This is a genomic window from Ilyobacter polytropus DSM 2926 (assembly GCF_000165505.1).
GTDB lineage: Bacteria > Fusobacteriota > Fusobacteriia > Fusobacteriales > Fusobacteriaceae > Ilyobacter > Ilyobacter polytropus.
On sequence record NC_014632.1, the window covers coordinates 921,389 to 942,776 of the forward strand.

19 protein-coding genes are annotated in these 21,388 nt (G+C 31.7%); 14 read left to right on the forward strand and 5 right to left on the reverse strand.

The window, feature by feature from the left end:
• Positions 1-7 precede the first annotated feature (7 nt).
• The 10 genes from ILYOP_RS04175 to ppnP all read left to right on the forward strand — a co-directional run bounded on the left by ILYOP_RS04175 (position 8) and on the right by ppnP (position 12,300).
• Positions 8-1,090 (forward strand): glycosyltransferase, encoded by a 1,083-nt coding sequence (locus ILYOP_RS04175; protein WP_013387274.1) that lies wholly within the window; start codon positions 8-10, stop codon positions 1,088-1,090.
• A 46-nt stretch (positions 1,091-1,136) separates the two neighbouring features.
• Positions 1,137-3,215, forward strand: a complete 2,079-nt coding sequence (locus tag ILYOP_RS04180; RefSeq protein WP_013387275.1) for a right-handed parallel beta-helix repeat-containing protein — start codon at positions 1,137-1,139, stop codon at positions 3,213-3,215.
• Positions 3,216-3,459: 244 nt separating this feature from the next.
• Complete coding sequence (locus ILYOP_RS04185; protein WP_013387276.1) at positions 3,460-4,218, forward strand: YveK family protein; 759 nt, start codon at positions 3,460-3,462, stop codon at positions 4,216-4,218.
• Between the two features lie 56 nt (positions 4,219-4,274).
• The gene (locus ILYOP_RS04190) at positions 4,275-4,976 is read left to right on the forward strand and encodes a CpsD/CapB family tyrosine-protein kinase (RefSeq protein ID WP_013387277.1); all 702 of its coding nucleotides are present in this window, start codon (positions 4,275-4,277) and stop codon (positions 4,974-4,976) included.
• Positions 4,977-5,089: 113 nt separating this feature from the next.
• Entirely contained in the window at positions 5,090-6,340 is a 1,251-nt protein-coding gene (locus tag ILYOP_RS04195) for a TolC family protein (protein ID WP_013387278.1), read from the forward strand.
• A gap of 12 nt (positions 6,341-6,352) precedes the next feature.
• Positions 6,353-7,714 carry an efflux RND transporter periplasmic adaptor subunit gene (locus ILYOP_RS04200; protein WP_013387279.1) on the forward strand — a complete coding sequence of 454 codons (1,362 nt, stop codon included), beginning with the start codon at positions 6,353-6,355 and terminating at the stop codon, positions 7,712-7,714.
• Between the two features lie 376 nt (positions 7,715-8,090).
• Positions 8,091-9,044 (forward strand): O-antigen ligase family protein, encoded by a 954-nt coding sequence (locus tag ILYOP_RS04205; RefSeq protein WP_013387280.1) that lies wholly within the window; start codon positions 8,091-8,093, stop codon positions 9,042-9,044.
• Positions 9,045-9,123: 79 nt separating this feature from the next.
• Positions 9,124-10,185, forward strand: a complete 1,062-nt coding sequence (locus ILYOP_RS15105) for a glycosyltransferase family 2 protein (protein ID WP_013387281.1) — start codon at positions 9,124-9,126, stop codon at positions 10,183-10,185.
• A gap of 349 nt (positions 10,186-10,534) precedes the next feature.
• The gene (locus ILYOP_RS04215; RefSeq protein ID WP_013387282.1) at positions 10,535-11,905 is read left to right on the forward strand and encodes an oxaloacetate decarboxylase subunit alpha; all 1,371 of its coding nucleotides are present in this window, start codon (positions 10,535-10,537) and stop codon (positions 11,903-11,905) included.
• A 113-nt stretch (positions 11,906-12,018) separates the two neighbouring features.
• Positions 12,019-12,300: a pyrimidine/purine nucleoside phosphorylase gene (gene ppnP, locus ILYOP_RS04220; protein ID WP_013387283.1), complete on the forward strand. Its 282-nt coding sequence runs from the start codon at positions 12,019-12,021 to the stop codon at positions 12,298-12,300.
• Positions 12,301-12,384: 84 nt separating this feature from the next.
• Here ppnP and ILYOP_RS04225 read toward each other — a convergent pair whose 3' ends face one another.
• Both ILYOP_RS04225 and ILYOP_RS04230 read right to left on the reverse strand, forming a co-directional pair.
• Entirely contained in the window at positions 12,385-13,248 is an 864-nt protein-coding gene (locus ILYOP_RS04225) for a MurR/RpiR family transcriptional regulator (protein ID WP_013387284.1), read from the reverse strand.
• A gap of 134 nt (positions 13,249-13,382) precedes the next feature.
• Positions 13,383-14,000 carry a CDP-alcohol phosphatidyltransferase family protein gene (locus ILYOP_RS04230; protein ID WP_013387285.1) on the reverse strand — a complete coding sequence of 206 codons (618 nt, stop codon included), beginning with the start codon at positions 13,998-14,000 and terminating at the stop codon, positions 13,383-13,385.
• A 236-nt stretch (positions 14,001-14,236) separates the two neighbouring features.
• Between ILYOP_RS04230 and ILYOP_RS04235 the strand changes: the two genes are divergently transcribed.
• Positions 14,237-15,007: an SDR family NAD(P)-dependent oxidoreductase gene (locus ILYOP_RS04235; protein WP_013387286.1), complete on the forward strand. Its 771-nt coding sequence runs from the start codon at positions 14,237-14,239 to the stop codon at positions 15,005-15,007.
• A gap of 3 nt (positions 15,008-15,010) precedes the next feature.
• Here ILYOP_RS04235 and ILYOP_RS04240 read toward each other — a convergent pair whose 3' ends face one another.
• Entirely contained in the window at positions 15,011-15,877 is an 867-nt protein-coding gene (locus ILYOP_RS04240) for a lysophospholipid acyltransferase family protein (RefSeq protein WP_013387287.1), read from the reverse strand.
• Between the two features lie 191 nt (positions 15,878-16,068).
• On the opposite strand from ILYOP_RS04240, the gene ILYOP_RS04245 reads away from it, so the two are divergent.
• From ILYOP_RS04245 to map, 3 genes are all read left to right on the forward strand, one after another.
• Positions 16,069-18,018 (forward strand): fructose-bisphosphatase class III, encoded by a 1,950-nt coding sequence (locus ILYOP_RS04245; RefSeq protein ID WP_013387288.1) that lies wholly within the window; start codon positions 16,069-16,071, stop codon positions 18,016-18,018.
• Positions 18,019-18,127: 109 nt separating this feature from the next.
• A complete protein-coding gene (locus ILYOP_RS04250) occupies positions 18,128-18,895 on the forward strand; it encodes a PP2C family protein-serine/threonine phosphatase (RefSeq protein WP_013387289.1) in 768 nt (255 codons plus the stop codon).
• A gap of 9 nt (positions 18,896-18,904) precedes the next feature.
• Positions 18,905-19,684 (forward strand): type I methionyl aminopeptidase, encoded by a 780-nt coding sequence (map, locus tag ILYOP_RS04255; protein WP_013387290.1) that lies wholly within the window; start codon positions 18,905-18,907, stop codon positions 19,682-19,684.
• 47 nt (positions 19,685-19,731) lie between these two features.
• On the opposite strand, the gene ILYOP_RS04260 is transcribed toward map, so the two are convergent.
• Positions 19,732-20,721, reverse strand: a complete 990-nt coding sequence (locus ILYOP_RS04260; protein WP_013387291.1) for an LPP20 family lipoprotein — start codon at positions 20,719-20,721, stop codon at positions 19,732-19,734.
• Between the two features lie 75 nt (positions 20,722-20,796).
• Positions 20,797-21,336 carry an LPP20 family lipoprotein gene (locus tag ILYOP_RS04265; RefSeq protein WP_013387292.1) on the reverse strand — a complete coding sequence of 180 codons (540 nt, stop codon included), beginning with the start codon at positions 21,334-21,336 and terminating at the stop codon, positions 20,797-20,799.
• Positions 21,337-21,388 lie beyond the last annotated feature (52 nt).

Genomic DNA, 21,388 nt, shown 5'->3' on the forward strand with positions numbered 1-21,388 from the left:
GTTATAAATGAAGATAAATACAATATTTTTGACTAAATCAACCCAAAGCGGGGGAGTTCAGACCCTAATAAAGACAATAGAAAAAGAGGTCTTGAAAGCGGGCTTAAAAGTAAACGAAATTTATCATAAAAATCCATGGACAGAACTTTATAGAGAAATAGATGGCGTAAACTATATAAAATTAAATACAGCTTTTGAAAATAAATCTTTTACTGCTAACTTTATTTTAAATATCTACTATGCCAGAAAAAAACTAAAAGAAACTGTTGAGGAAAAAGATAAAATCATAATTTATAGTCCAAATTATTTATTGTTTATTCCATTTAAAATATTAAAAAATAATCAAGTAATCTTAGTTCAGACTAACAAAATGGATGTATACTTTACCAAGAAAGCTAGGATTGTGTTTAAATTATTGAGTAAATATATAAACTTTTTCGCTATATTTACAGAATATGATAAAAAAAGACTGGATAAAATTTTTCCAAAATTGATTTTTACTTTGAAAGATAGAATAAGATATATTCCGAGGGCATGTACTATAGAACCTGCAAAAGGTCCTCATAAATATGGAAAAAATCTTGTATTTATCGGGAGAATTATGGAAGACCAGAAAAATTTTGTAGGTCTTATAGAAGTTATGAAACATCTCCCTAAAAATTTTAAGTTGAATATATACGGCAACGGATCAGAAAATGAAATAAATACTTTAATTGATAAAATAAAAGACTATGACAACATTAAGTTTTGTGGTGCAACTAAAAATGTAAAAAAAGTATTGAATGAAAATAATATATTTTTGATGACCTCTTTTTATGAAGGGTTTGCAAATACTCTGGTAGAGGCAAGGAGCCAAGGGCTACCTATTGTAGCATATGATACTTTTGAATCATTAAAATGGATAGTCTGTGACGGTAAAAGTGGATATGTAATTCCATTAGGGGAAAGCCAAAAATTTGCCGATGCTATTAAAGAGGTAGTCAGTTCAGAAGAGAGATACGGTGAAATAAGTAAAAATGCCCTTAAAATGTCAGAAAGTACAGAATATAATAAAATAATGAAAAAATGGATGGATATTTTGACTTGTTAAAATTTCTATATTTTGTAATTTATATTAAAAAAGGTGGGTGTTGCAAATGGAATATTTTATTAATAATAAATATTTTAAATCTATAGTTACTTTTATTTTTTTTATTACTTTTAGTATTAGTTCTGTGTCAGCGGACTTCTTTGTTTCTCCTGAAGGAAGTGATCTAAATCCAGGTACTAAAGAAAAACCATTTAAAACACCTGAAAAAGCAAGAGATATCATTCGGGAAAAAAACTTGAATAAAAAAGAAACTGTGGTAATTTGGTTTTTTGGAGGCCGTTATTTCCGAAAAGAAAGTTTTAAACTGAAAGAAAAAGACTCAGGAATTAAGAATTATCAGATAGTATACAAGGCTGTACCTGGAGAAAAAGTCTACTGGGACGGTGGGGATGTTCTGAATAAATATGAGCCTATCTTAGACAAGGAAATCTTAAATAGAATTAGTTCAAGGAATAGAAAAAATATTTTCCAAATAACACTGGATAAATCTCAAGGGGAAAACATGGGTAGTTATGGTCCTAGAGGATTTGGACGAACGCAGTTCCCGGCCCCAGCAGAACTATTTATAAATGGGATCCCGCAAACTATTGCAAGGTGGCCTAATAACGGAAGAGTACCCCTTGGTCAAGTTGTAGATACAGGAAGTACACCACGATGGGGAGATTCAACTTATAGAGGAGCAGTTTTCAAATATGAGATTTTTCGACCTGAATTATGGACTAAAGCCAAAGACATGTATATAGGAGGAATCTTCAGTGAGAGTTACGCAGATGACTCAATAAAGGTTTCTGAAATAGATATAAATAAAAAGACTATCAAAATGTCAGAACCGCATCTCTATGGATTTAACAACAAACCATATACAAGCTGGTATGCTTCAAATCTTCTTGAGGAGATAGATATTCCCAGAGAATATTATATAGATAAAGAAGCTAAAAAAATATATTTTTATCCTATTTCGGGTGATATTAAATTAATTCAACTTTCTCAGTTGGAAACCCCTTTGGTTGTTATGGAAAATGCATCATATATCAAGTTTGAAAATATTATTTTTGAAAATTCTAGAGGAAATGGAATAGAAATAAAAAACGGAAGAAATAATACAATAGCAGGATGTATCATAAGACAAATAGGGGGAATCGGTGCAGATGTATCCGGAGGGATGAATCACTCGATTATTAGCAGTGATATCTATTATACAGGAGCCGGAGGAGTATCTCTTTCAGGAGGAGACCGTAAATCTCTCACACCATCTAACCATATGGTAAAAAACAGTGATATTCATAATGTTAATAGATGGTATAAAACTTACAGACCTTGTGTGAATTTAAAAGGAGTAGGACAAAAAGTAATAAACAATCACCTACATGATGTTCCAGGCCAGGCAATTCTGTTTTATGGGAATGATCATTTGATAGAGTACAATGAGATAGATAACTGTGTGACAGATATGTCAGATATGGCTGCGATTTATACAGGAAGAGATCCGAGCGTAATGGGACATGTTATCAGGTATAATTTTTTCCATCATTTAGAGAATAAATTAGGATCAGGACACGGAGTCCAAGCTATATATTTTGATGATGATGACTTATACACAGGTATAATTTTCGGAAATGTTTTTTACAAAGCCGGAAGTAATGCAGTTATTCACTTTAACGGTGGTGGTAGTTCATCCATAGGAAACAATATTTTTATTGATTGTCCAAAAGTTATATGGGGAGGAGAGCGTGAACGGGTGCTTTCTGCCATCAGAAAGATGCATGATACAAGGTACAAAAATGTTCAAAAGAGAATATTTGAAAATGTAGATATAAGAAAAGAGCCTTTTAAAAGCAGATATCCTTACCTCTTGAAATCTTATGAAAGTGAATACAATATAGGAACCCCAATGTGGAATAATGTTGTGATATCAAGTGAAGAAAAAGAAAAGATGAGTCAGTTTGTAAATCCTGAAAAAATGAATTTCAAACTGAAGAAAAATTCTGAAATTTTAAAATTAAGATCAGAAAAAGTAGTAGATCCTGTTTATGGACTTGATAATGAGAAAATTAAATTTAAAGATATTCCTTTTGAAAAAATCGGGATCTATAAAGACAGGTATAGGGGTGCATTTATTTATTAGATTTATATCAATAACTTGTATATGTAAATTTTAAATCATTATAAAATTGAGAGGCTTGATTTGTTTCATTTGGTTTTAAAAACTTCGATGAATCTAAGCCTCTTTTTATATTATTTTATCAAAAGTTAGTAGTTTTAATTTTTTGGATATAAATCTGAATATTATTATAGAAGGATTTTAAAAAGAAAATTGGTAAGTTATCATTAAGTAATAATTTAAAAAAAATTGCTGAAGGTGATGTGAAATGCAAGATAATAATAAGAAAGAAAGAGAAAAAAATGAAATAAGAAAAGAAATTGACATGGTCGAGCTGTTTATGATTGTTAAACAAAACTGGAAAGTTCTTTTCAGGACAATTTTTATAATGGTGGCCTTGGGCTTTACCTATTCTTACTATAAGGCGGATACTTATAAGGCAGAAGTTATACTTATGGTTTCAGGTAGTAATCTTATATCACCAGATAGGTTGGAAAATTCTCAAGTTTCTTTGAATCAAAAGCTTGTTTCAACTTATACAGAAATTGCCCAGAGTTCTAGTATAATGCGTGATGTTGTACAAAAGTTAGATTTGAAAAATTCTCCAGAGTCTTTGGCAAGGAAAGTCGAAGTTGCGCCAGTGGGGATGACAGAATTGATAAAGATCAGCTATGAAGACGAAAATCCACAGAAGGCTGCTCTTATTGTAAATCATGTTTCAGAAGAGTTTATGATAAAAATCAAGTCAGTTATGCGTTTTGATAACCTAAAAATCATAGAAAGTTCTCGAGTTCCAGTAAATCCAGAGTCTAAAAAAACTAAATTGATAATTGCAATTTCAATGATTATAGGTATTCTTCTAGGAATTTTTGAAGTAATGTGGGGAGAATATTATCAAAATAAAATAAAAAATCCAGAAGATATAGAGAGGCTTTTGGATTGTCAGGTACTCGCAAATGTTCCAGATTATTCTACAGTAAAATTAGATAAAAAATCCAATGAATTAAAAAAAGTCAAAAAACGTTAAAATCAGGAGTTGAGTAAAATAACTTCTTGATTATTTACTAGATAGGAGGTTTTCCAATGAGGAGAAGAAAACTAGTATTTTTTGATAGAGATAAAGAACATATTGCAGAAGCAATTAGAATACTTAGAACCAACTTATATTTTACAGAATCTAAAGACAGAAAAGTAGTACTGGTGACAAGCTCTATACCAAAAGAGGGGAAAAGTACTATAGCAGCAAATTATGCCCTGAGTGTAGCCATAAGCGGCGAGAAAGTGATTTTAGTGGATTGTGATATAAGAAGACCAAGAGTAGTTGACAGTTTTGGGATAAAAGCCAATTATGGTCTTGAAGAGGTTTTAAGGGGAAAGAAAAATTTAGAAGATGTTATTTTACATAATGTGGAACGGAATTTAGATCTCCTCCCAGCAACAAGTTTTGGTGAGAATGTTACGGAACTATTTCTGGGGAAAAAAATAGTAGAGATTTTGGATGGACTAAAGGAAAAATACAATCTTATAGTTCTGGATACGCCTCCTCTTACTGTGGCAACTGACGCCGCACTTTTATCAACATATGCAGATGGAGTAGTATATGTAGTTGGCTATGATATGGTTTTTAAAAAAGAACTTCTAAGCGGAAAAAAATTACTTGAAAAAGCAGGAGCAAATATATACGGGGTAGTAGTAAATAAAGTAAGTATAAACGGTTATTCAATGGGAAACTATGGACACTATAGTTCTAATTACAAATATTATGACGAATATAAAAAGCGCTGAAATTAATTTTTTAATTGTTTAAAAAGAATATATTTTAATTTTACTTCAATAAAAGGATGTTTTTAACTGGGGAGTTTAAGGTAAGTTTAACTAACTTAAGGGAGGTAGGTATAATGAATAAAAAGAAATTTATTGTCGCAGCTCTACTTGCTGTTTTTGCAAGAGGTTACGCTGAAGATATGACTTTGAATGATGTGCTAGATAGATTAGAGAAAAGTAATCGAGAGATAATGGTACAGGATATGGAAATCGAATCATTAGATTTGCAGAAGAAAAAGCAGTTTAAAAATATGCTTCCAAGTGCTTCAATTGATTGGTCAAATGATTTTGTAGACGTTACCGATGAAGATCAGAATGACTTTGGAAGTGGGGATAGTACCTCTGAGGTAGGTGTCAGCATTCCGTTATTTCGAGGAGGAACTTTATACAATCAATATAAAAAATCAACTTTGGACAAAGAAAACTCCAAGTATGAAAGAAATCTTGTAAGTTATGAAGTTCAAGAAACTGCAATTGCTACTTATTTTGAAGTTTTGAATAAGAGAAAACAGGCGGAAATAAGCCGTATGGTACAAAATTCTCTAAGTAAACAAGAGGAAAGACTAAGATCTCTTTATAAAAGTAATAAAATGATTCCTAAATCTGAACTTTTAAAAGTTCAGGCAGATTTGATATTGACTAAATCTGAATTAACCAGAGAAATAAAAGAGCAAAGATCTGCTGAAGAGACTTTGTTAGTGTTGCTTGATATGCCATTTAATTCAGATGTTACTTTTACAGAGGATTTGTCTGAAGAGCTAAAAATAGATATGTTTGATATTGATGTAGACTTGGAAAGAGCCTTGAAATATGGAAGTAAAATAAAGCAAGAGGACATTATATTGGAGAATTCTGGTATTGATGTAAAAATAGCAAAAGGAGAGCTTTATCCTACCTTGGACGCTTCTGCTAGTTTTAGATTGGATAGCGTTGATGATGATGAGAGTGAATATCAAGTATCTCTTAGCGCCTCTTGGGAGATTTTTTCCTGGGGAAGTACTTTAGATGACATAAAACAAAAGAAAATCAATTATAATCAAGCAATGACTAACTATAAAAATGCAGTGGATACTATTGCATTAGAGGTTAGAAATCAATATAGGGAAATGGAAATATTAAGTGAGGAAGTTTATTCTCAAAAGATTAATTTGCAGTTGGAAGAGGAAAATATGAGAATCGATAAATTAAGATATGAGAATGGAATAATAAGTACATATGATTATTTAGATTCGGTAAGCGGACTTAGTACAGCTCAGGAAAGATATTATTCTCTACAGAGAGACCTGTTGCTGGCTATAAGAATATATGAAAATTTATTAAGATAGGGGAAGAGTTGTATGAAGAGGAAAAATTGGATAATACTCATAATAATTTTAATAATTCTTGCCACCAGGAATATGGATTTTGTAAAAGATATTAAAAATCTGAGTTTTCGTAAAAAAGATGATAAAAATATTGCTCCTGTTGTAAGAATAGAAAAATTAAAAAAAGGAAGTATGAATGGAGACCTCTTATTTCAAGGTGTCGTTGTGCCAAAAGAGACAATTCCTCTTTATGTTAATGTGCCTGTAACAGTTGAAAATATTTTAGTTAAAAGTGGTAGTCTTGTAAATTCAGGTGATTCGTTACTAGAATTCAGTGCTTCTATTAAAAGTGAGCTAGAAAGAAGTCTGGAAGAAGTAAATTTGGATTTGAACAACATAGATCTTGAATTAAGAGACTTGACATCGGGATCACTCAAATTGGAATTAGAAAATAAAACTTTAGAGATAAGAAGTTTGAAGGCAGAGATCAATGCCATGGAAAGAGCTCTTAAAGTTTTAAAATTTGAGTCGAGAACACTGAGAGAACAGGCAGATGCTAAGATGAGATTGTTTGAAAACGACGGAATATCATCAATAGAGGCAAATGCTGCGGAAACCAATGCAGATAAAAAAGAAGCCGAGTTTACAGATCAAATCTCTAGTCTTGATATTTCAAGACAACAATATGAACTTCTACTTTTGAGCTACGAAAGGCTTAAAAGAGAGTTGAATCTTAAAAGAATAACGCTTAAAAGTAGAAGAAGGAAAATTTTACTTGAAAAAAGGGACTTAGAGGCTAAATTAAATAATGTAAATGAACCTTTAAAGTCTCCAATCAATGGTTTAGTAGCTGAAATTTTTGTAGAAGAGGGAATTCCTGTTGCAAGAGGGAAAAAACTGATTTCAGTAGTACCAGAAGGCAGCTACATGATAAAAGTTGATGTGCCATTGTATATAGCCTCGATGATAGAAAAAGGACAAAAAGCTAAAGTGACCCTGAGTGACAATAAAAGTGATCAATCCTACGAAGGAGTAGTAGAAAAGGTTGCACAAGGAGCTAGTGTAGTTGAGACTAAAAACTATGAAGATAAAGTTGTGGAAGTTTATGTAGATGTAGAAAAAACTGAAGGATTAAAATTGGGTTATTATACTACAGTGAGTATAGAGGAAGGAAAGTCTGGAGATTTATTAACACTTAATTCTTTTTCAGTTTTAGAAGATGAAGGAAAACCTTTTGTATATATTTTTGAAGATGGAATGGCTAAAAAAAGATATATAAAAACAGGAAAAGTAGATTCTTTTAGAATTGAAGTTCTAGATTTACCAGAAGGGACGCCTATAGTGGTAAATCCCTTTGAAGTGTATGACAATAAAAAAATTGTTGCTGAAAATTAAGAGTTTATTTACAAGTTTAATATTTTTATTTATAAATAGATCCTTGGGATAATGTTTCTTTTGAAGGCATTAAACCAAGGGTCTATATTCTATAAATACAGCTTTTTGTTTGTACAATTTTGAGAGTAATATTTTTTGTTTTGAATATTCTCTTTGCATTGGGGTGAAAACAATGAAAAAATTATCTATAAATTATAATGCAAATAAAAGAATGGTTTTATTGTTGATCGTATTAATTATAACCAATTACTCTTTTAATCTAATATTTAATTACACATATCTTTTACCACTAAATTTGTTTATTTTAATGTTATTTTATATTTCAATGCATTTTTTATTTCCACATAAGTTTCAATTATTAAGGGAAGATATGTGTATGTTTGCAATAATTATATTTTGTTTAGCACATTCTATTATTTTCGAAACATATGATTATACTTTCCTGGTTTTGGGAATGTCTTTTATTCCATACTTTTTTTCAAGATTTATTGTATTAGAGGATAGAGACGTAGATTTTATCATCAAGATGTTATATGTTATAGGAATAATACTTTTAGGAGTATACTATCACTATGTTGGTTTACATGCTGTAGAAAATAGGTTTAGAGTCGACGGAAGACACCCTGTGGCTATTGCAGCAGATTTTGGATTAGCGGCCATTATTTTTTCATATGTTTTATTTACAACTAAAAATTTCTTTGTTAAGTTACTTAGTTTTTGTCTTTTAATTTCAACTTTTTACCTAACTGTATTTGTGCTAGCAACAAGAGGAGCCAGCTTTACAGGATTGATGGCTATAACCCTACTTTATTTTATGCTTAGCGACAAAAGTATTAAAGACAGGTTGAAAAGTATAATAATAATAGCAATAGTCATAGGATGTTTTATCTATACTATAAATCACGAGGCCTTTATAAAACAGTACCCTATGTTAGAAAGATTTACTTTAGAAGGAATGCTCAAAGACCCTTCACTTGTAGGAAGTAGAAGATATACAGGGAGAACAGATTTGATGGTTAAAAGCCTTAGGATGATAATGGAAAAACCATTCTTAGGGTACGGTCTAGGTTCAGTTTATTCCCATAACATTATTTTGGAATGGACGGCATCTTTAGGTTTAATTGGATTGTTTCCATTTCTTCTTTTTATTTTTTCAATATTTAGTAAATTATTTAGACGAATTAAATATAATCCCAGGTTTGCACTGTTTTTCACCTTAATGATTTACGTTTTTGTGCTTAGAATGGTCAGTTTTGCCATGGTTTCTCATAAAGCATTTTTTGCACTGGCAGGAGTTTTCTTGTCTTATCATGATACACCAAAAGAATAGTACGAGTAATCGTAAGATGAAAAATATTCTGAAGTGAATATAGTTTGAGAAAAGATGGCTTAATTAAGGAGGAATTTATATGAGTGACCTTTTAAAATATGAAAACAATTTTTCAAAAATAAATCATTTTGATTTAAAGTTATCTCATGGTGATTTAAATTATAATAAAACTCCATTGGTAACTATAGCAATTCCAACATATAAAAGGGCAAATCTTTTGAAACAAGCTTTAGATAGTGCCTTAAATCAAAAAGGTTTTTCAGATTATGAGGTTATCGTAATTGATGATGAAAATGATCCTGGTAATGAGACAGAAACTCAAAAACTTATTAAAAAATATAATGATCCTAAACTTTTATACTATAGATACGAAGGAAAGAGCACTCTTGGAATGGCAGGGGCTTGGAATAAGTGTCTTGAAATGGCAAGGGGTAAATGGTATTCAATGCTTCACGATGATGATCTACTTAAAGAAAACTTTTTAGATGAGATGATGCAGATTTTAAATTCCAACCCAAATATTTCTTTTTTAAAAGCTCAGCATGACCATATTGATGAAAGAGACTTGTCTGATTTGAATTATGAATACCGATCTGGCACTGTTGAGAAAATGTTTGAAAAAAAAGTGGAAAAATTTTCTGAGATAGACTACATTCTTTTGAATCCAATAGGAGGACCTGTTGGAATAATCTTAGATAGAGAAAAAGCTATTAAACTAGGTGGATTCAATGAAAAAACATATCCAGCAATTGATTATGCTTTTTTTACAAAATACTGTCTAGAATATGATACATATTATTATCATAAAAATCTTTGTTCATATAGAATAGCTCAAAATATCTCTTTAAAAAATGGAGTTTTGATGAATTGTGCAAAAATACATTATGATATAATAAATGATTTAATGTCAAAAAATATCCCAAGAAAAATATTTTTTAAAAAATATCCTGCATATTACTACCTGAAGGCAGCAAAGCATATAAAAGAATTTTGGGGAGTAGAAGTCACAGAAGAAGAGATTAAATTTTTAGAAAAAGACAAAAATTTGAGTATATTTTGGATGGGAACATATGGTGTTTTTAAAAGGTTGTGGAGGATAAAAAAAATGATCTTTAGCAAATACCCTGTTCAAGAAGTATGAGTTTTTATATTTATAATTTTGAATAATTAAATAAATAATTCCTTCTATAATGATTATTAGATATTTTTTTAATAAGATCAATAGAAGGAATTTTTTTATTGGTTGGTAAAATTTTGAGTTAATTCAAAAAATGATAAAATAATTTTTGAAAAAAATAACGTTAAAACTGCATATTTTGGTGGTTTTAAATCATCTTTAAAAAATAGAAAGAATAATTTTCTTCAAAAATTATTGACTTTGAATTTTTTTCTATGTAAAATATAAGTAGAAGGTAATATGATTACATTAAAATCAAAGCTGATAATTTATAAATCAAGATTGTTTCTTTTGTGTTATAGGAGGTAATAAAATGGGAAAATTAAAAATAACTGAGACCTGTCTGAGAGATGGACACCAGTCACTTATAGCTACAAGATTAAAAACATCAGAGATGCTACCGATATTAGAGAAAATGGATAAAGTAGGATATTATGCCCTTGAAATGTGGGGTGGAGCTACTTTTGACGCATGTATTAGATTTCTGAATGAGGATCCGTGGGAAAGACTAAGAGAGATCAGAAAAAGGGTTAAAAATACAAAGCTTCAGATGCTTCTTCGTGGTCAAAACCTTTTGGGCTATAGACACTATTCAGACGATGTGGTGGATAAGTTTATAGAAAAATCAATTAAAAACGGGATAGACATAATAAGAGTATTTGATGCCTTAAATGATTATAGAAATCTAGAGCAATCCATAAAATCAATAAACAAATATGGTGGTCACTGCCAAGGAGCGATAGCTTACACAACAAGTAAGATTCATACAGTAGAATATTATGTAGAGAAGGTAAAGGAACTTGAAAATCTAGGTGCTCATTCTATATGTATAAAAGATATGGCTGGAGTTCTACTCCCGGACGTTGCTTATGAACTTGTAGTGAAAATAAAGGAAGTTACAGACCTTCCTTTAGAACTGCATACACACTGTACGAGTGGGATAGCGTCTATGATGTACATGAAAGCTATAGAGGCAGGAGTGGATATAATAGATACGGCAATATCTCCGTTTTCAGGGGGAACAAGTCAGCCTGCAACAGAGGTTTTTTCGCATATTTTAAAAGGGGATAAGAGAGACCCTGAGCTTGATATGCAGCTTCTTTCAGAAATAGCAGATTATTTTAAACCAATCAAAGAAAAATACCGTTCAGAGGGAATACTGAAAGCCAAGGTAATGGATGTAGAACCTAAAACTTTAATTTATCAGGTACCAGGTGGAATGCTTTCAAATCTATTATCCCAGTTGGAGAGTCAAGGAGCAGCTCATAAGTATGATGAAGTATTAGCTGAAGTTCCAAAAGTAAGGGAAGATTTAGGATTTCCTCCGCTTGTAACTCCACTTTCCCAAATGGTTGGAACACAGGCAGTATTTAATGTACTTTTAGGAGAAAGATATAAAATAATTCCTACTGAAATAAAGAATTATGTGAAAGGGTTATATGGGCAGTCACCAGCCCCTATATCCAAAGAGATGCAGGAAAAAATTATAGGGGATATTGCTCCTATCACATATAGGCCTGCAGATGATATTTCTCCTGAATTTGACAAAATAAAAAAAGAGATAGGTAGTCTTGCAAAGTCTGATGAAGATGTGCTTATGTATGCACTTTTCCCAGAGAATGCGAAAAAATTCCTTCAGAATAGAGCAGAGGATGATATGGAAGATTGGACTATAGCTATTTAACTTTTAAATCATATTTAATGCCCCTGGAAACAGGGGTTTTTAAATTTATACTTTTCAAATTGTTAAAAAGATGGTTTAATAAGTAAAGTTTATTAGATATAAGGGGGGAAATAATGTTTAAAACCAATGATTATTTTGACGGGAAGGTAAAATCAGTAGCATTTGAATCAGAGAAAGGTCCTGCGACTATAGGGGTTATGGCAGTAGGAGAATATGCATTTGGTACTTCAAAAAAGGAATATATGACGGTGACAAGTGGGAAACTAACTGTAAAACTTCCAGGAAGTCAAGAATGGAAAGAGTATATGCCAAAAGAGACTTTTATTGTGGAAGCCAATCAAAAGTTTTTTGTAAAAACTGATGTGGAAAGTTCTTACCTTTGCATATATGAATAGTATTTTTTAAATAAAAATAAGAATTGAAATAAAAAGTCTCCTGAATTAATTTATTCAGGAGGCTTTTATGATATTTATAAATTATCAACTTCTTTTTACAAATATATTATTTTCATTGGCAAATTTCTCAAATCTTTGTAAATATTTTTCTGTTTTTTCTTTATCTTTATAAGAAAGAGAAAATATAATAGCGTTAATAAGGCACATAACAGCTGCTAAGTGGTCTACAAAAAATGACTTTCTCACAGGTATAATCAGTAAAATATCTGCAAATTCTGCAAGTGGTGATACTACACTGTCAGTTATAACAATAATTTTACAATTTTTTTCTTTTAGTATATTAGCGATAGTGACTACATTTTTTGGGTATCTAGGAAATCCAAAAAGTAGTGCCGTTGTATTTTCGTTTAGATCATTTAGGTAGTTGAACCATCTTTCATTCCATTCATCTACGATCTGTACATTCGAATGTATTTTACTTAAATTATATCCTGCATAACTCGAAAGACAAAAAGAACCTTTGAACCCGACAGTAAGTATGCTGTCTTTTTCGTAAAGGGCGTCCACTGCGGCATCGAAGGATTTTGCAGATATCTCATTTAGAGTGCTGTTTATGATCTCCACTTCAGATTCAAATATTTTTTCATAGGCAGTTCCATGACTGTCTACTTTTTCAATGGAAAATTTTTCCAAGGTAGAAAGTTCTATTTTGAGGAAGTCCCTAAGATCTTTTTGAAAGGCCGGGTATCCTTTGTAACCTAAAGACGAAGCAAATCTAATAACAGTAGATTCACTAACTTTAGCTGCGGATCCAAGAGCTGTAGATGTCATAAAGGCACACTGCTTTTGATTTTTTAGAATATAGTCTGCCAATTTTTTTTGTTTTGGAGGTAGCTCATTAACAATGTTCATTATTTTTTTAGTCAGATCAAAATCTGCTATTTTCATACTATTCACCTTCACAATATTAAACTTTATTCGTCGTATTAGGATATAATTTTTACAGACCTTTGTCAAGTATAGAAAGAAAACAAGGGAGTAAAATGGATGTCATATTTTTGAATTTCAAATGAAAGCAGAGTTTAAAGATTGTGAAAATGTTTTTTTAACCAAATTTTTAAAGAATTATTGTCGTCTATATAATTAAAAATAAGAGTACCTATGTTTTCGTTTACCTCTGAAGAGGTGAGAAAGATAATTATTCCCTCTATGGCAGATATGAATGATATACCGATTGTAAAATAAAAAAGAGTTTTGCTATAAATTCCTATAAAAAATGCATGTACAAGAAATAAATAAAGAATTACAGTAGAAAGTTTTGACAGATATAGATGTAGATTTGCAAATCGACCAAATTTTATGAAACCGATTAATAAAAAAGTTATGTATGCTCCTAATGTGATTAGAAAGACAAGTTTGTTGTCTGTAAAAATTTCAGGCATAAGCATTACTGTCCAGATGATTCCTGAAATAAGTAAAAAATTGTCAGCCCATGAATCTAAACGACTTCCTATTTCAGTGATTTGATTGAGTTTTCTAGCAAGAAATCCGTCTAAAAAATCTGTGATTCCGCATAATATAAGTCCAAAAGCCAAATAATAAGTGGGTTTTTCCTGAAAAACTCCAAGCCACATGAGAAACAAAAATAAAAATCTTAAAAGTGTTATTTGATTTGAAATTTTCTTGAGATCACTCCACATATATTTCACCTCTCTGTAAAAACTATAATCTGACTTATATATTATTATGGTCTGTTACTTAGTAAGATACCATTTTTTTTATAAAATCCTAGTAAACCAAGGGTAAAAATATTAGAATATATGAGAATCTACAAAAAATAAAACAGACTTACAGAGAGGAAACAAGGAATTAAAGAAAATTTGAGAATAATTAATTGGTAATTTGAATTTTTACAAATGAGTATAGAGGTGATAGATTGAATGTTATTATTACAGGGGCTAGCAGTGGGATAGGAAGAGAGCTCCTAAAAATTTTTGTTGATAACGGTCATTTTGTAATAGCCGTCGCAAGGCGTAAGGAAAAACTAGAGAAGATAAAAAAAGAATTTGATGAAAAAGTTGAAATTATTTGTACAGATATATCCAAGCTTGAAAATATAAGAGAACTTCATGAAGAAATAAAAAAAATGAATATAGATGTGGATCTTCTCATAAACAATGCGGGAACAGGGGAATACGGTTTTTTTTATGAGACTGATATAAAATCTCATATAAAAACATTGGATTTAAACATAAGAGGATTAACTTACCTGACCAGAATTTTTGCAGAGGAGATGTTTAAAAAAGGAAGTGGTGGAATAATAAATGTAGCCTCTACAGCATCGTTTCAGAGCGGGGGGCCTTTAATGGGAGTGTACTACGCCTCTAAAGCTTATGTATTGTCCTTTACAGAGGCTTTAGTCGAGGAGATGGAGTATAGGGGGGTAAGGATAATGGCTCTTTGTCCTGGGCCTACCTCTACGGATTTCAAAGGGATTAGTTCTGAAAGAAAAGGAATGGAAAAGTTTTATGTGACAACTCCGAGACAGGTAGCCGAAAGCTGCTATAAAGATTACTTTAATGATAAAAACATTTGTATACCAGGGATATTAAATAAAATTCTAGTCTTTATAACTAGGTTTATTCCAAGAAAAGTTCAGAGAAAAATAGTCAGAAAAATTCAGGAAAAGAAAAAGAGGCTTTTATGAGCCTCATTTGATTTTTTTTGAAAGTCTCCATCTGTCGTGAAACCACATCCATTGCTCTGGATATTGGGAGATAACTTTCTCCATCTTATTTATTAAAAGTTGTGTGTTGGCTTGGACATCTTTTTTGAAATTTCCAGTTTTTATCATCTGGACTTCTTCTACTATTTTTGTTGTACATGAGTTGTCAGGATTTAGAATATTAAATCCCCAGATAAGTGGAACATCATTTCTAAGAGCTAAAAATACTGCACCAGTTGGAGAGATAGTTGTTTCGCCAAAGAAATTTACAGTTGCTCCTTTGTCTCTGTGGTCACTAAATAGGGCTATTATATTTTTTTTCTTTATAGATTCCATGAGTTCTCGGGAAGTTCTTTTACTCTTTTTCAAAAGGGTTATATTTACTCTTTCCCTGTTTTTGGTTATAAGTTTATCTAAATAAGGATTTCTCTGTTTTTTAGCTACGGTGACTATATGATATTTTTGAGCAACCTTGAGGGAAGCTTCCATGTTTCCCATATGAATACATGCAACTATCACACCTTTTCCTTTAGAGTAAGCTTTGTCTAAGATCTCCATGTTTTCAACAGTCACTTTACCTTCTTCGTTTAAGTAATCTTCAAACCAAAGTGATGACAAAAAAGCCTTAGACATTATTTTATAAGAATCCAGAGCTATTCTTTCAATTTCTTCCTGTGGTTTATCAGGGAAAGCCATTTTTAAGTTAGCTAGGGTGATAGTTCTTCTTTTTTTTATAAATTTATAGCCAGCTACAGCAAAAAATTCAGCAATTTTAAATCTTGTTTTTTCAGGTAAAATACAGAGAATTTTTATAAAAAAAAGTATAATTAAGTATTCGAGTTTGTGTTTCATAGAACCTCCAAAAATTTTAGATTTAATTCAAGTAAAATGATATGTTTCCAAATTATTCTATCATATGACTATGTATAGAACAAGAAAATATAGTGATGTACAATAATAGTTAATAAAATTAAAAAGAATTTGACAGAACATAAAAAATACTATATAAAAATAAAAAAGTATTATAGGGAGAGAAGATACTTATGAGAGATTTGGATTATTTAAAACTTTTATCGAAACAGTACCCTAGCGTTGCAGATGTAGCAAATGAGATTATAAACCTTAAGGCGATACTAAATTTGCCTAAGGGGACAGAACATTTCCTAACAGATATGCACGGAGAATATGAGGCATTTTCATATCATCTAAGAAGTGCTTCAGGTGTTTTAAAATTTAAGATAGATGATATTTTTGGACATACACTGACTATGGATGAAAAAAAGAATCTGGCAACTTTGATAATATATCCTGAAAAGCGTCTTAAATATGTTAAAACTTCTTACAGCGGTTCTATGACTGAATGGTATAAGGTAACTATTTACAGACTTATTACTATCTGCAAAGTTGTCTCATCAAAATATACTCGTTCTAAAGTAAAAAAAGCCTTACCCTCTGATTTTAATTATATTCTTGATGAACTTCTTAATATTGAAAGTAAACAACTGAATAAGGAAAAATACTATAATGAAATAGTTGACACGATAGTAGAATTAGAGAGAGCCGACAGGTTTATAGTGGCTATATGTGGATTGGTACAGAAGTTAGCAGTAGATATACTTCATATCATGGGAGATATATATGACAGAGGTCCCGGTCCCCATCTTATAATGGATGAGCTTATGAAGCATTCAAATGTCGACATTCAATGGGGAAACCATGATATTTTATGGATGGGAGCCGCTTTAGGACACCAGACAATGATAGCAGAGGTCTTGAGAATAGCTCTTAGATACAGCAATGTAGAATGTTTAGAGGAGGGGTACGGAATAAATCTCCTTCCTTTGGGCTCTTTGGCTATGACAGTATATAAAGATGATCCCTGCAAAGAATTCATGCCAAAGGTAAGCAACGAACAGTTTTACGAAGAAAAGGACAAGCTTTTGATTGCTAGAATGCATAAAGCGATAGCAATAATACAATTTAAGCTAGAGGGACAGTTAATCAAGAGAAAAGAAGAATTTAAGAGGACAGACAGGCTACTTTTGGACATGGTAGACTATGAACGTGGAGTTCTAACAATAGACGGGGTCGAGTACCCTCTAACTAGCTGTAATTTTCCTACAATTGATTCTAATAATCCATATGTACTTACAAAATATGAAAAAGAAGTAATTGATAAGTTGTCTTCTTATTTTAAAAACAGTGAAAAACTGCAAAAACACATATATTATTTTTATACAAATGGAAGTCTTTACTTGAAATATAACGGGAATTTATTGTATCACGGGTGTATACTCTTAGATGAAAAAGGAGACTACCTCAATGCTTTTATAGAGGGTAAAAAGTATAAAGGTGTGGAACTTTTAGATAAATATGAAGAGTTGGCCAGAAGGGCATATTTTACAAGAAAAGAAAGTGATATAGACTGGTTGTGGTATTTATGGACTGGTAGAAAGTCGCCTATGTTCGCCAAGGAAAAAATGGCAACTTTTGAAAGGTATTTTACTACAGACAAAAAACTTCATGAAGAAAAACTAAATCCATATTTCAAATACAGAGAAGATGAATCCATCTGCAGAAAAATACTTGAAAGTTTTGATCTCGATCCTGATAGTGGACATATAATAACTGGTCATACTCCTGTGAAGGTGAAAAAAGGAGAGAGCCCTCTAAAGGCTAATGGAAAACTTTTGGTTATAGATGGTGGTATGTCTAGAGCATACCAAAATACCACGGGAATCGCTGGGTATACTCTGATGTATAATTCTTGGGGACTGAGACTGGTATCCCATCACCCTTTCACATCTGAAGATGAAATAGTAAGAGAAGGGGTAAAAATTAATTCTAATATCGATGTTTTACAAAAGACAAATAGAAAAACAGTGGGAGACACTGATATAGGTAGAAAATTACTTTCTCAGATTGATGATCTAAAAGAACTTATGACGGTATACAGAAGTGGTCAGATACAAGAGCGAAGAAAAAAGTTATAAAGCCGCTGTTTTCAGCGGTTTTTTTCTTTTATGATTAAAAGTAAGAATCCGATTTCAGAAGGAATATTCATTTCCAGCTTTAATATAAATATGATGGAGGTGAATTGTAATGAAAATAAAAGTCGCCTATTATACAGGTATAGGAAACACAAGGGAAAATAATGAAGATTCAATATTAATCTATGACAATGTATATTCAGAATCAAATTTTGAGGATTTCAAATTAAGAGAGATAGACGTGGACGAAGGATTTTTCTCTGTTGCAGATGGTCTCGGTGGCCATGCAGGGGGGGAGATAGCAAGTGCTAGTGTACTCAAATGTTTAAAAAACTGCAGAGTTGGAGGAAATAAAGAACTAAAAAAAATATTTAAAATGGCCAATGACAAACTAGGGAATCTGGCAAATAAAACAATAGAACTTTACGGTATGGGGACTGTCTTGACGGGGGTTTACTTAAAAAGAGATAAAGCTATTATTTTTAATATAGGAGATAGCAGGACTTATTTTATGAGAAAGAATCTCATAAGGATGACAGATGACCATTCTCTAGTGTGGGAACTAGCTAAAAAAGAGGAGTTTGAAAATGAGGCCGAAATGCACAACTGGATAAGAAAACACCCTAGGAAAAATATTGTCACTTCTGCATTGATTGCTGGTTCAGATGAATTTGAATCTTCTGTCGAAGAGTTAGAGATAAAAAAAAGAGATAAATTTTTTATCTCAAGTGACGGTGTGTGGGAGGAGTTGTCATTTAATGAAATTGAAGATTTTCTTTCTGAGGAGTTGAACACAGCAGCAGAGCTTATACTGGAAAAATGTAAAATAAGGGGAAAAGACAATATCTCCTTTGTAATAGTTGAAATTATTTATGTTTAGGAGTAAACTATGGAAAGTAATAAAAATATTGGGAGGTATGAATTGATTATATTAAAGAGCGAAAAAGAGATTGAAATCATGAGAGAGGCAGGAAGAATAGTAGCTGAATGCCACGGACTAATCAAAAAAATGATAAAACCTGGGGTTACAACCCTTGAAATAGATGAAATGGTTGAAAAATATATAAGGGAAAAAGGAGCTATCCCAAGTTTTAAAGGTTACCACGGATTTCCTTTTTCCACCTGTGCAGCTCCTAACGATGTAATATGTCACGGGATGCCAAATAACGTGCCTCTAAAAGAAGGGGACGTTATAACCATTGATATAGGGGCTTTGTACAATGGTTTTCACGGAGATTCGGCATGGTCTTATGCTGTTGGAGAAGTCAGACAAGAGATAAAGGACCTTATGGAGACAACCTTAGAGGCACTTCACAAAGGTATTGAACAGGCTGTAGAGGGGAATTGTATAGGGGATATAGGAAATGCAATTGAGAAATATGTGAGACCTAAAGGTTATGGTATAGTAGTTGGATTTGCAGGGCATGGAGTTGGAAGTACTCTTTGGGAAGAGCCTGAAATACTACATGTGGGAGAAGCAAAAACAGGTCCTAAATTAAAAAACGGGATGACTATAGCAATAGAACCGATGATTACCTTAGGACATTGGAAGGCTAAAATAGATTCTGATGGATGGACTGCTAGAACAATAGATGGAAGTGTATGTGTACAGTATGAACACTCTATAGCAATTACTCCTGAGGGTCCAAAGATACTGACAACTTTATAGAAAAATTAGGCAAATAAAAAAACCGGATATCCGGTTTTTTTATTTGCTTAAAATGAAAAACTATTTTTAAGTTCCACTTTTTCTTTTTTAAATAGAAGGTCTATTGCCTTAAACATAGCGGATTTTCTAGAACTTACATCATAGGAACTGGCCGATGCAGTTTTACTTATGATATATGAATCCATCTCTTTATTTTGTGCAGTTATAGATAGATTAATAAAGGCTTCAAATCTCTCTTTGGTAATAGGTTTGTTGTTATATAAAATAGGTTCCTTTTTGTCGATAACATATGAGTTAACATTAATGTTGAAAATTGTATTTACATTTTCATCCATATCATTTACTATGGCAAGTTTTTTTGACGAGGTTTGAAAAATTTCTGTTATCAGATCATCGGCTTTGTTTTTTATATAGTCATAAGATTCGCTGGGAAAGTCTCCTGTAATAGATACAAAAACTATTCTAGGGGCATCTAATATGTTGTTTACATTGTTAAGTTGATTTCTTAACTGGGCCTTTGTGTACTGAATGGAAAATACTTTTTCACTTCCAAGTATAGAGGCCATATTTTTATAATTATCATATAGTTCAAAATCAGAGATGCTTTTTTCTAAAAGTTCCTTTTTTTGAAGTAGGCTGTCAGTTTTTTCAACTTTTGATATATTTAAATATATCTCATTTTTGAGAGCAGATACTTTATTTTCATATAATGGAAGTTTTTTATCACTTATAGATGCACGTACTCTATATTTTTTTCTTAGGAAATATTTTTTAACCTTATATTCAACTCCTAAAAGTTCATTTTTAGAAAAAAGATTTACATTGTTTTTTAGATTTTTTTCCATTTCTCCATTTTTTAATGTTTTTTCACTGGAGTAGTTGCTTTCTACTGTAACCCTTATCTGTTGAGAAAGATTGTTTAGAGCGTTTTCCCTGGCTTCTTTTTCAGTAGAACCATATCCTGTGCCGACTATGTCACTAGCTAAAGCTAGAGTAAATAAGGCTATGCTAAAAATAAAAATTAAAATTTTTTTCATTGGAATCATCCTTTCAGATAAATTAAATTGATATTTGTAGGGCTTAATTATTAAAAGGGCCTAACGGCCCCTATACTAATTGAAAAAGTTTTCTAATTCTTGATGTAGTCTGTCTCCAGCTTCATCAGCCTTTAATTTTATAAGTTCCGGATTTGTGGAGGTATCAATATTATTTACAGCTTTTTCAGCTGATCGTATTATATCTTCATTGTCAACGACCATCAATACATAGAGTTCTCCTTGAGGATTTTCCCAAGCCTCGATAATCCGTGAATTGAAAAGGTCTTGACTAACAATATCCTCATAAACTTCTTCTACCATCTTATCAATTGCGGCATTGTCGCCTATCCCGGCCTTGGTAGTATAAGATTTTAAAGTAGAATTAACTTTGAGTCCTATCTGCTTGGCAAGATCAGCCCTTGCATTAGCCATAGCTTCCTTTCTGGCAAAATCAAATCCTAACTCTGTGATCTTAGATGAACCTACACCGGCAATTCCTTTTTTGTAGCTTGGTCTAAGCACCCAATCTGGATATTTCTTGTTTTCAGAATAATCCACACTAGAACATGCAACAGCAAGAAAAAGTATGGCTATCGAAAAAATAAGTTTTTTCATAAGACTCTCCTCCCTTCTTATGGGAAGTATACTTTTTACCAAATACAAAGTC

What these genes read in the sequence shown, in the direction of transcription:
- ILYOP_RS04175 (WP_013387274.1), top strand. Translation starts at nt 8, where the DNA reads ATGAAGATAAATACAATATTTTTGACTAAATCAACCCAAAGCGGGGGA.
- ILYOP_RS04180 (WP_013387275.1), top strand. Translation starts at nt 1,137, where the DNA reads ATGGAATATTTTATTAATAATAAATATTTTAAATCTATAGTTACTTTT.
- ILYOP_RS04185 (WP_013387276.1), top strand. Translation starts at nt 3,460, where the DNA reads ATGCAAGATAATAATAAGAAAGAAAGAGAAAAAAATGAAATAAGAAAA.
- ILYOP_RS04190 (WP_013387277.1), top strand. Translation starts at nt 4,275, where the DNA reads ATGAGGAGAAGAAAACTAGTATTTTTTGATAGAGATAAAGAACATATT.
- ILYOP_RS04195 (WP_013387278.1), top strand. Translation starts at nt 5,090, where the DNA reads ATGAATAAAAAGAAATTTATTGTCGCAGCTCTACTTGCTGTTTTTGCA.
- ILYOP_RS04200 (WP_013387279.1), top strand. Translation starts at nt 6,353, where the DNA reads ATGAAGAGGAAAAATTGGATAATACTCATAATAATTTTAATAATTCTT.
- ILYOP_RS04205 (WP_013387280.1), top strand. Translation starts at nt 8,091, where the DNA reads ATGTTTGCAATAATTATATTTTGTTTAGCACATTCTATTATTTTCGAA.
- ILYOP_RS15105 (WP_013387281.1), top strand. Translation starts at nt 9,124, where the DNA reads ATGAGTGACCTTTTAAAATATGAAAACAATTTTTCAAAAATAAATCAT.
- ILYOP_RS04215 (WP_013387282.1), top strand. Translation starts at nt 10,535, where the DNA reads ATGGGAAAATTAAAAATAACTGAGACCTGTCTGAGAGATGGACACCAG.
- ppnP (WP_013387283.1), top strand. Translation starts at nt 12,019, where the DNA reads ATGTTTAAAACCAATGATTATTTTGACGGGAAGGTAAAATCAGTAGCA.
- ILYOP_RS04225 (WP_013387284.1), bottom strand. Translation starts at nt 13,248, where the DNA reads ATGAAAATAGCAGATTTTGATCTGACTAAAAAAATAATGAACATTGTT.
- ILYOP_RS04230 (WP_013387285.1), bottom strand. Translation starts at nt 14,000, where the DNA reads ATGTGGAGTGATCTCAAGAAAATTTCAAATCAAATAACACTTTTAAGA.
- ILYOP_RS04240 (WP_013387287.1), bottom strand. Translation starts at nt 15,877, where the DNA reads ATGAAACACAAACTCGAATACTTAATTATACTTTTTTTTATAAAAATT.
- ILYOP_RS04245 (WP_013387288.1), top strand. Translation starts at nt 16,069, where the DNA reads ATGAGAGATTTGGATTATTTAAAACTTTTATCGAAACAGTACCCTAGC.
- ILYOP_RS04250 (WP_013387289.1), top strand. Translation starts at nt 18,128, where the DNA reads ATGAAAATAAAAGTCGCCTATTATACAGGTATAGGAAACACAAGGGAA.
- map (WP_013387290.1), top strand. Translation starts at nt 18,905, where the DNA reads ATGGAAAGTAATAAAAATATTGGGAGGTATGAATTGATTATATTAAAG.
- ILYOP_RS04260 (WP_013387291.1), bottom strand. Translation starts at nt 20,721, where the DNA reads ATGAAAAAAATTTTAATTTTTATTTTTAGCATAGCCTTATTTACTCTA.
- ILYOP_RS04265 (WP_013387292.1), bottom strand. Translation starts at nt 21,336, where the DNA reads ATGAAAAAACTTATTTTTTCGATAGCCATACTTTTTCTTGCTGTTGCA.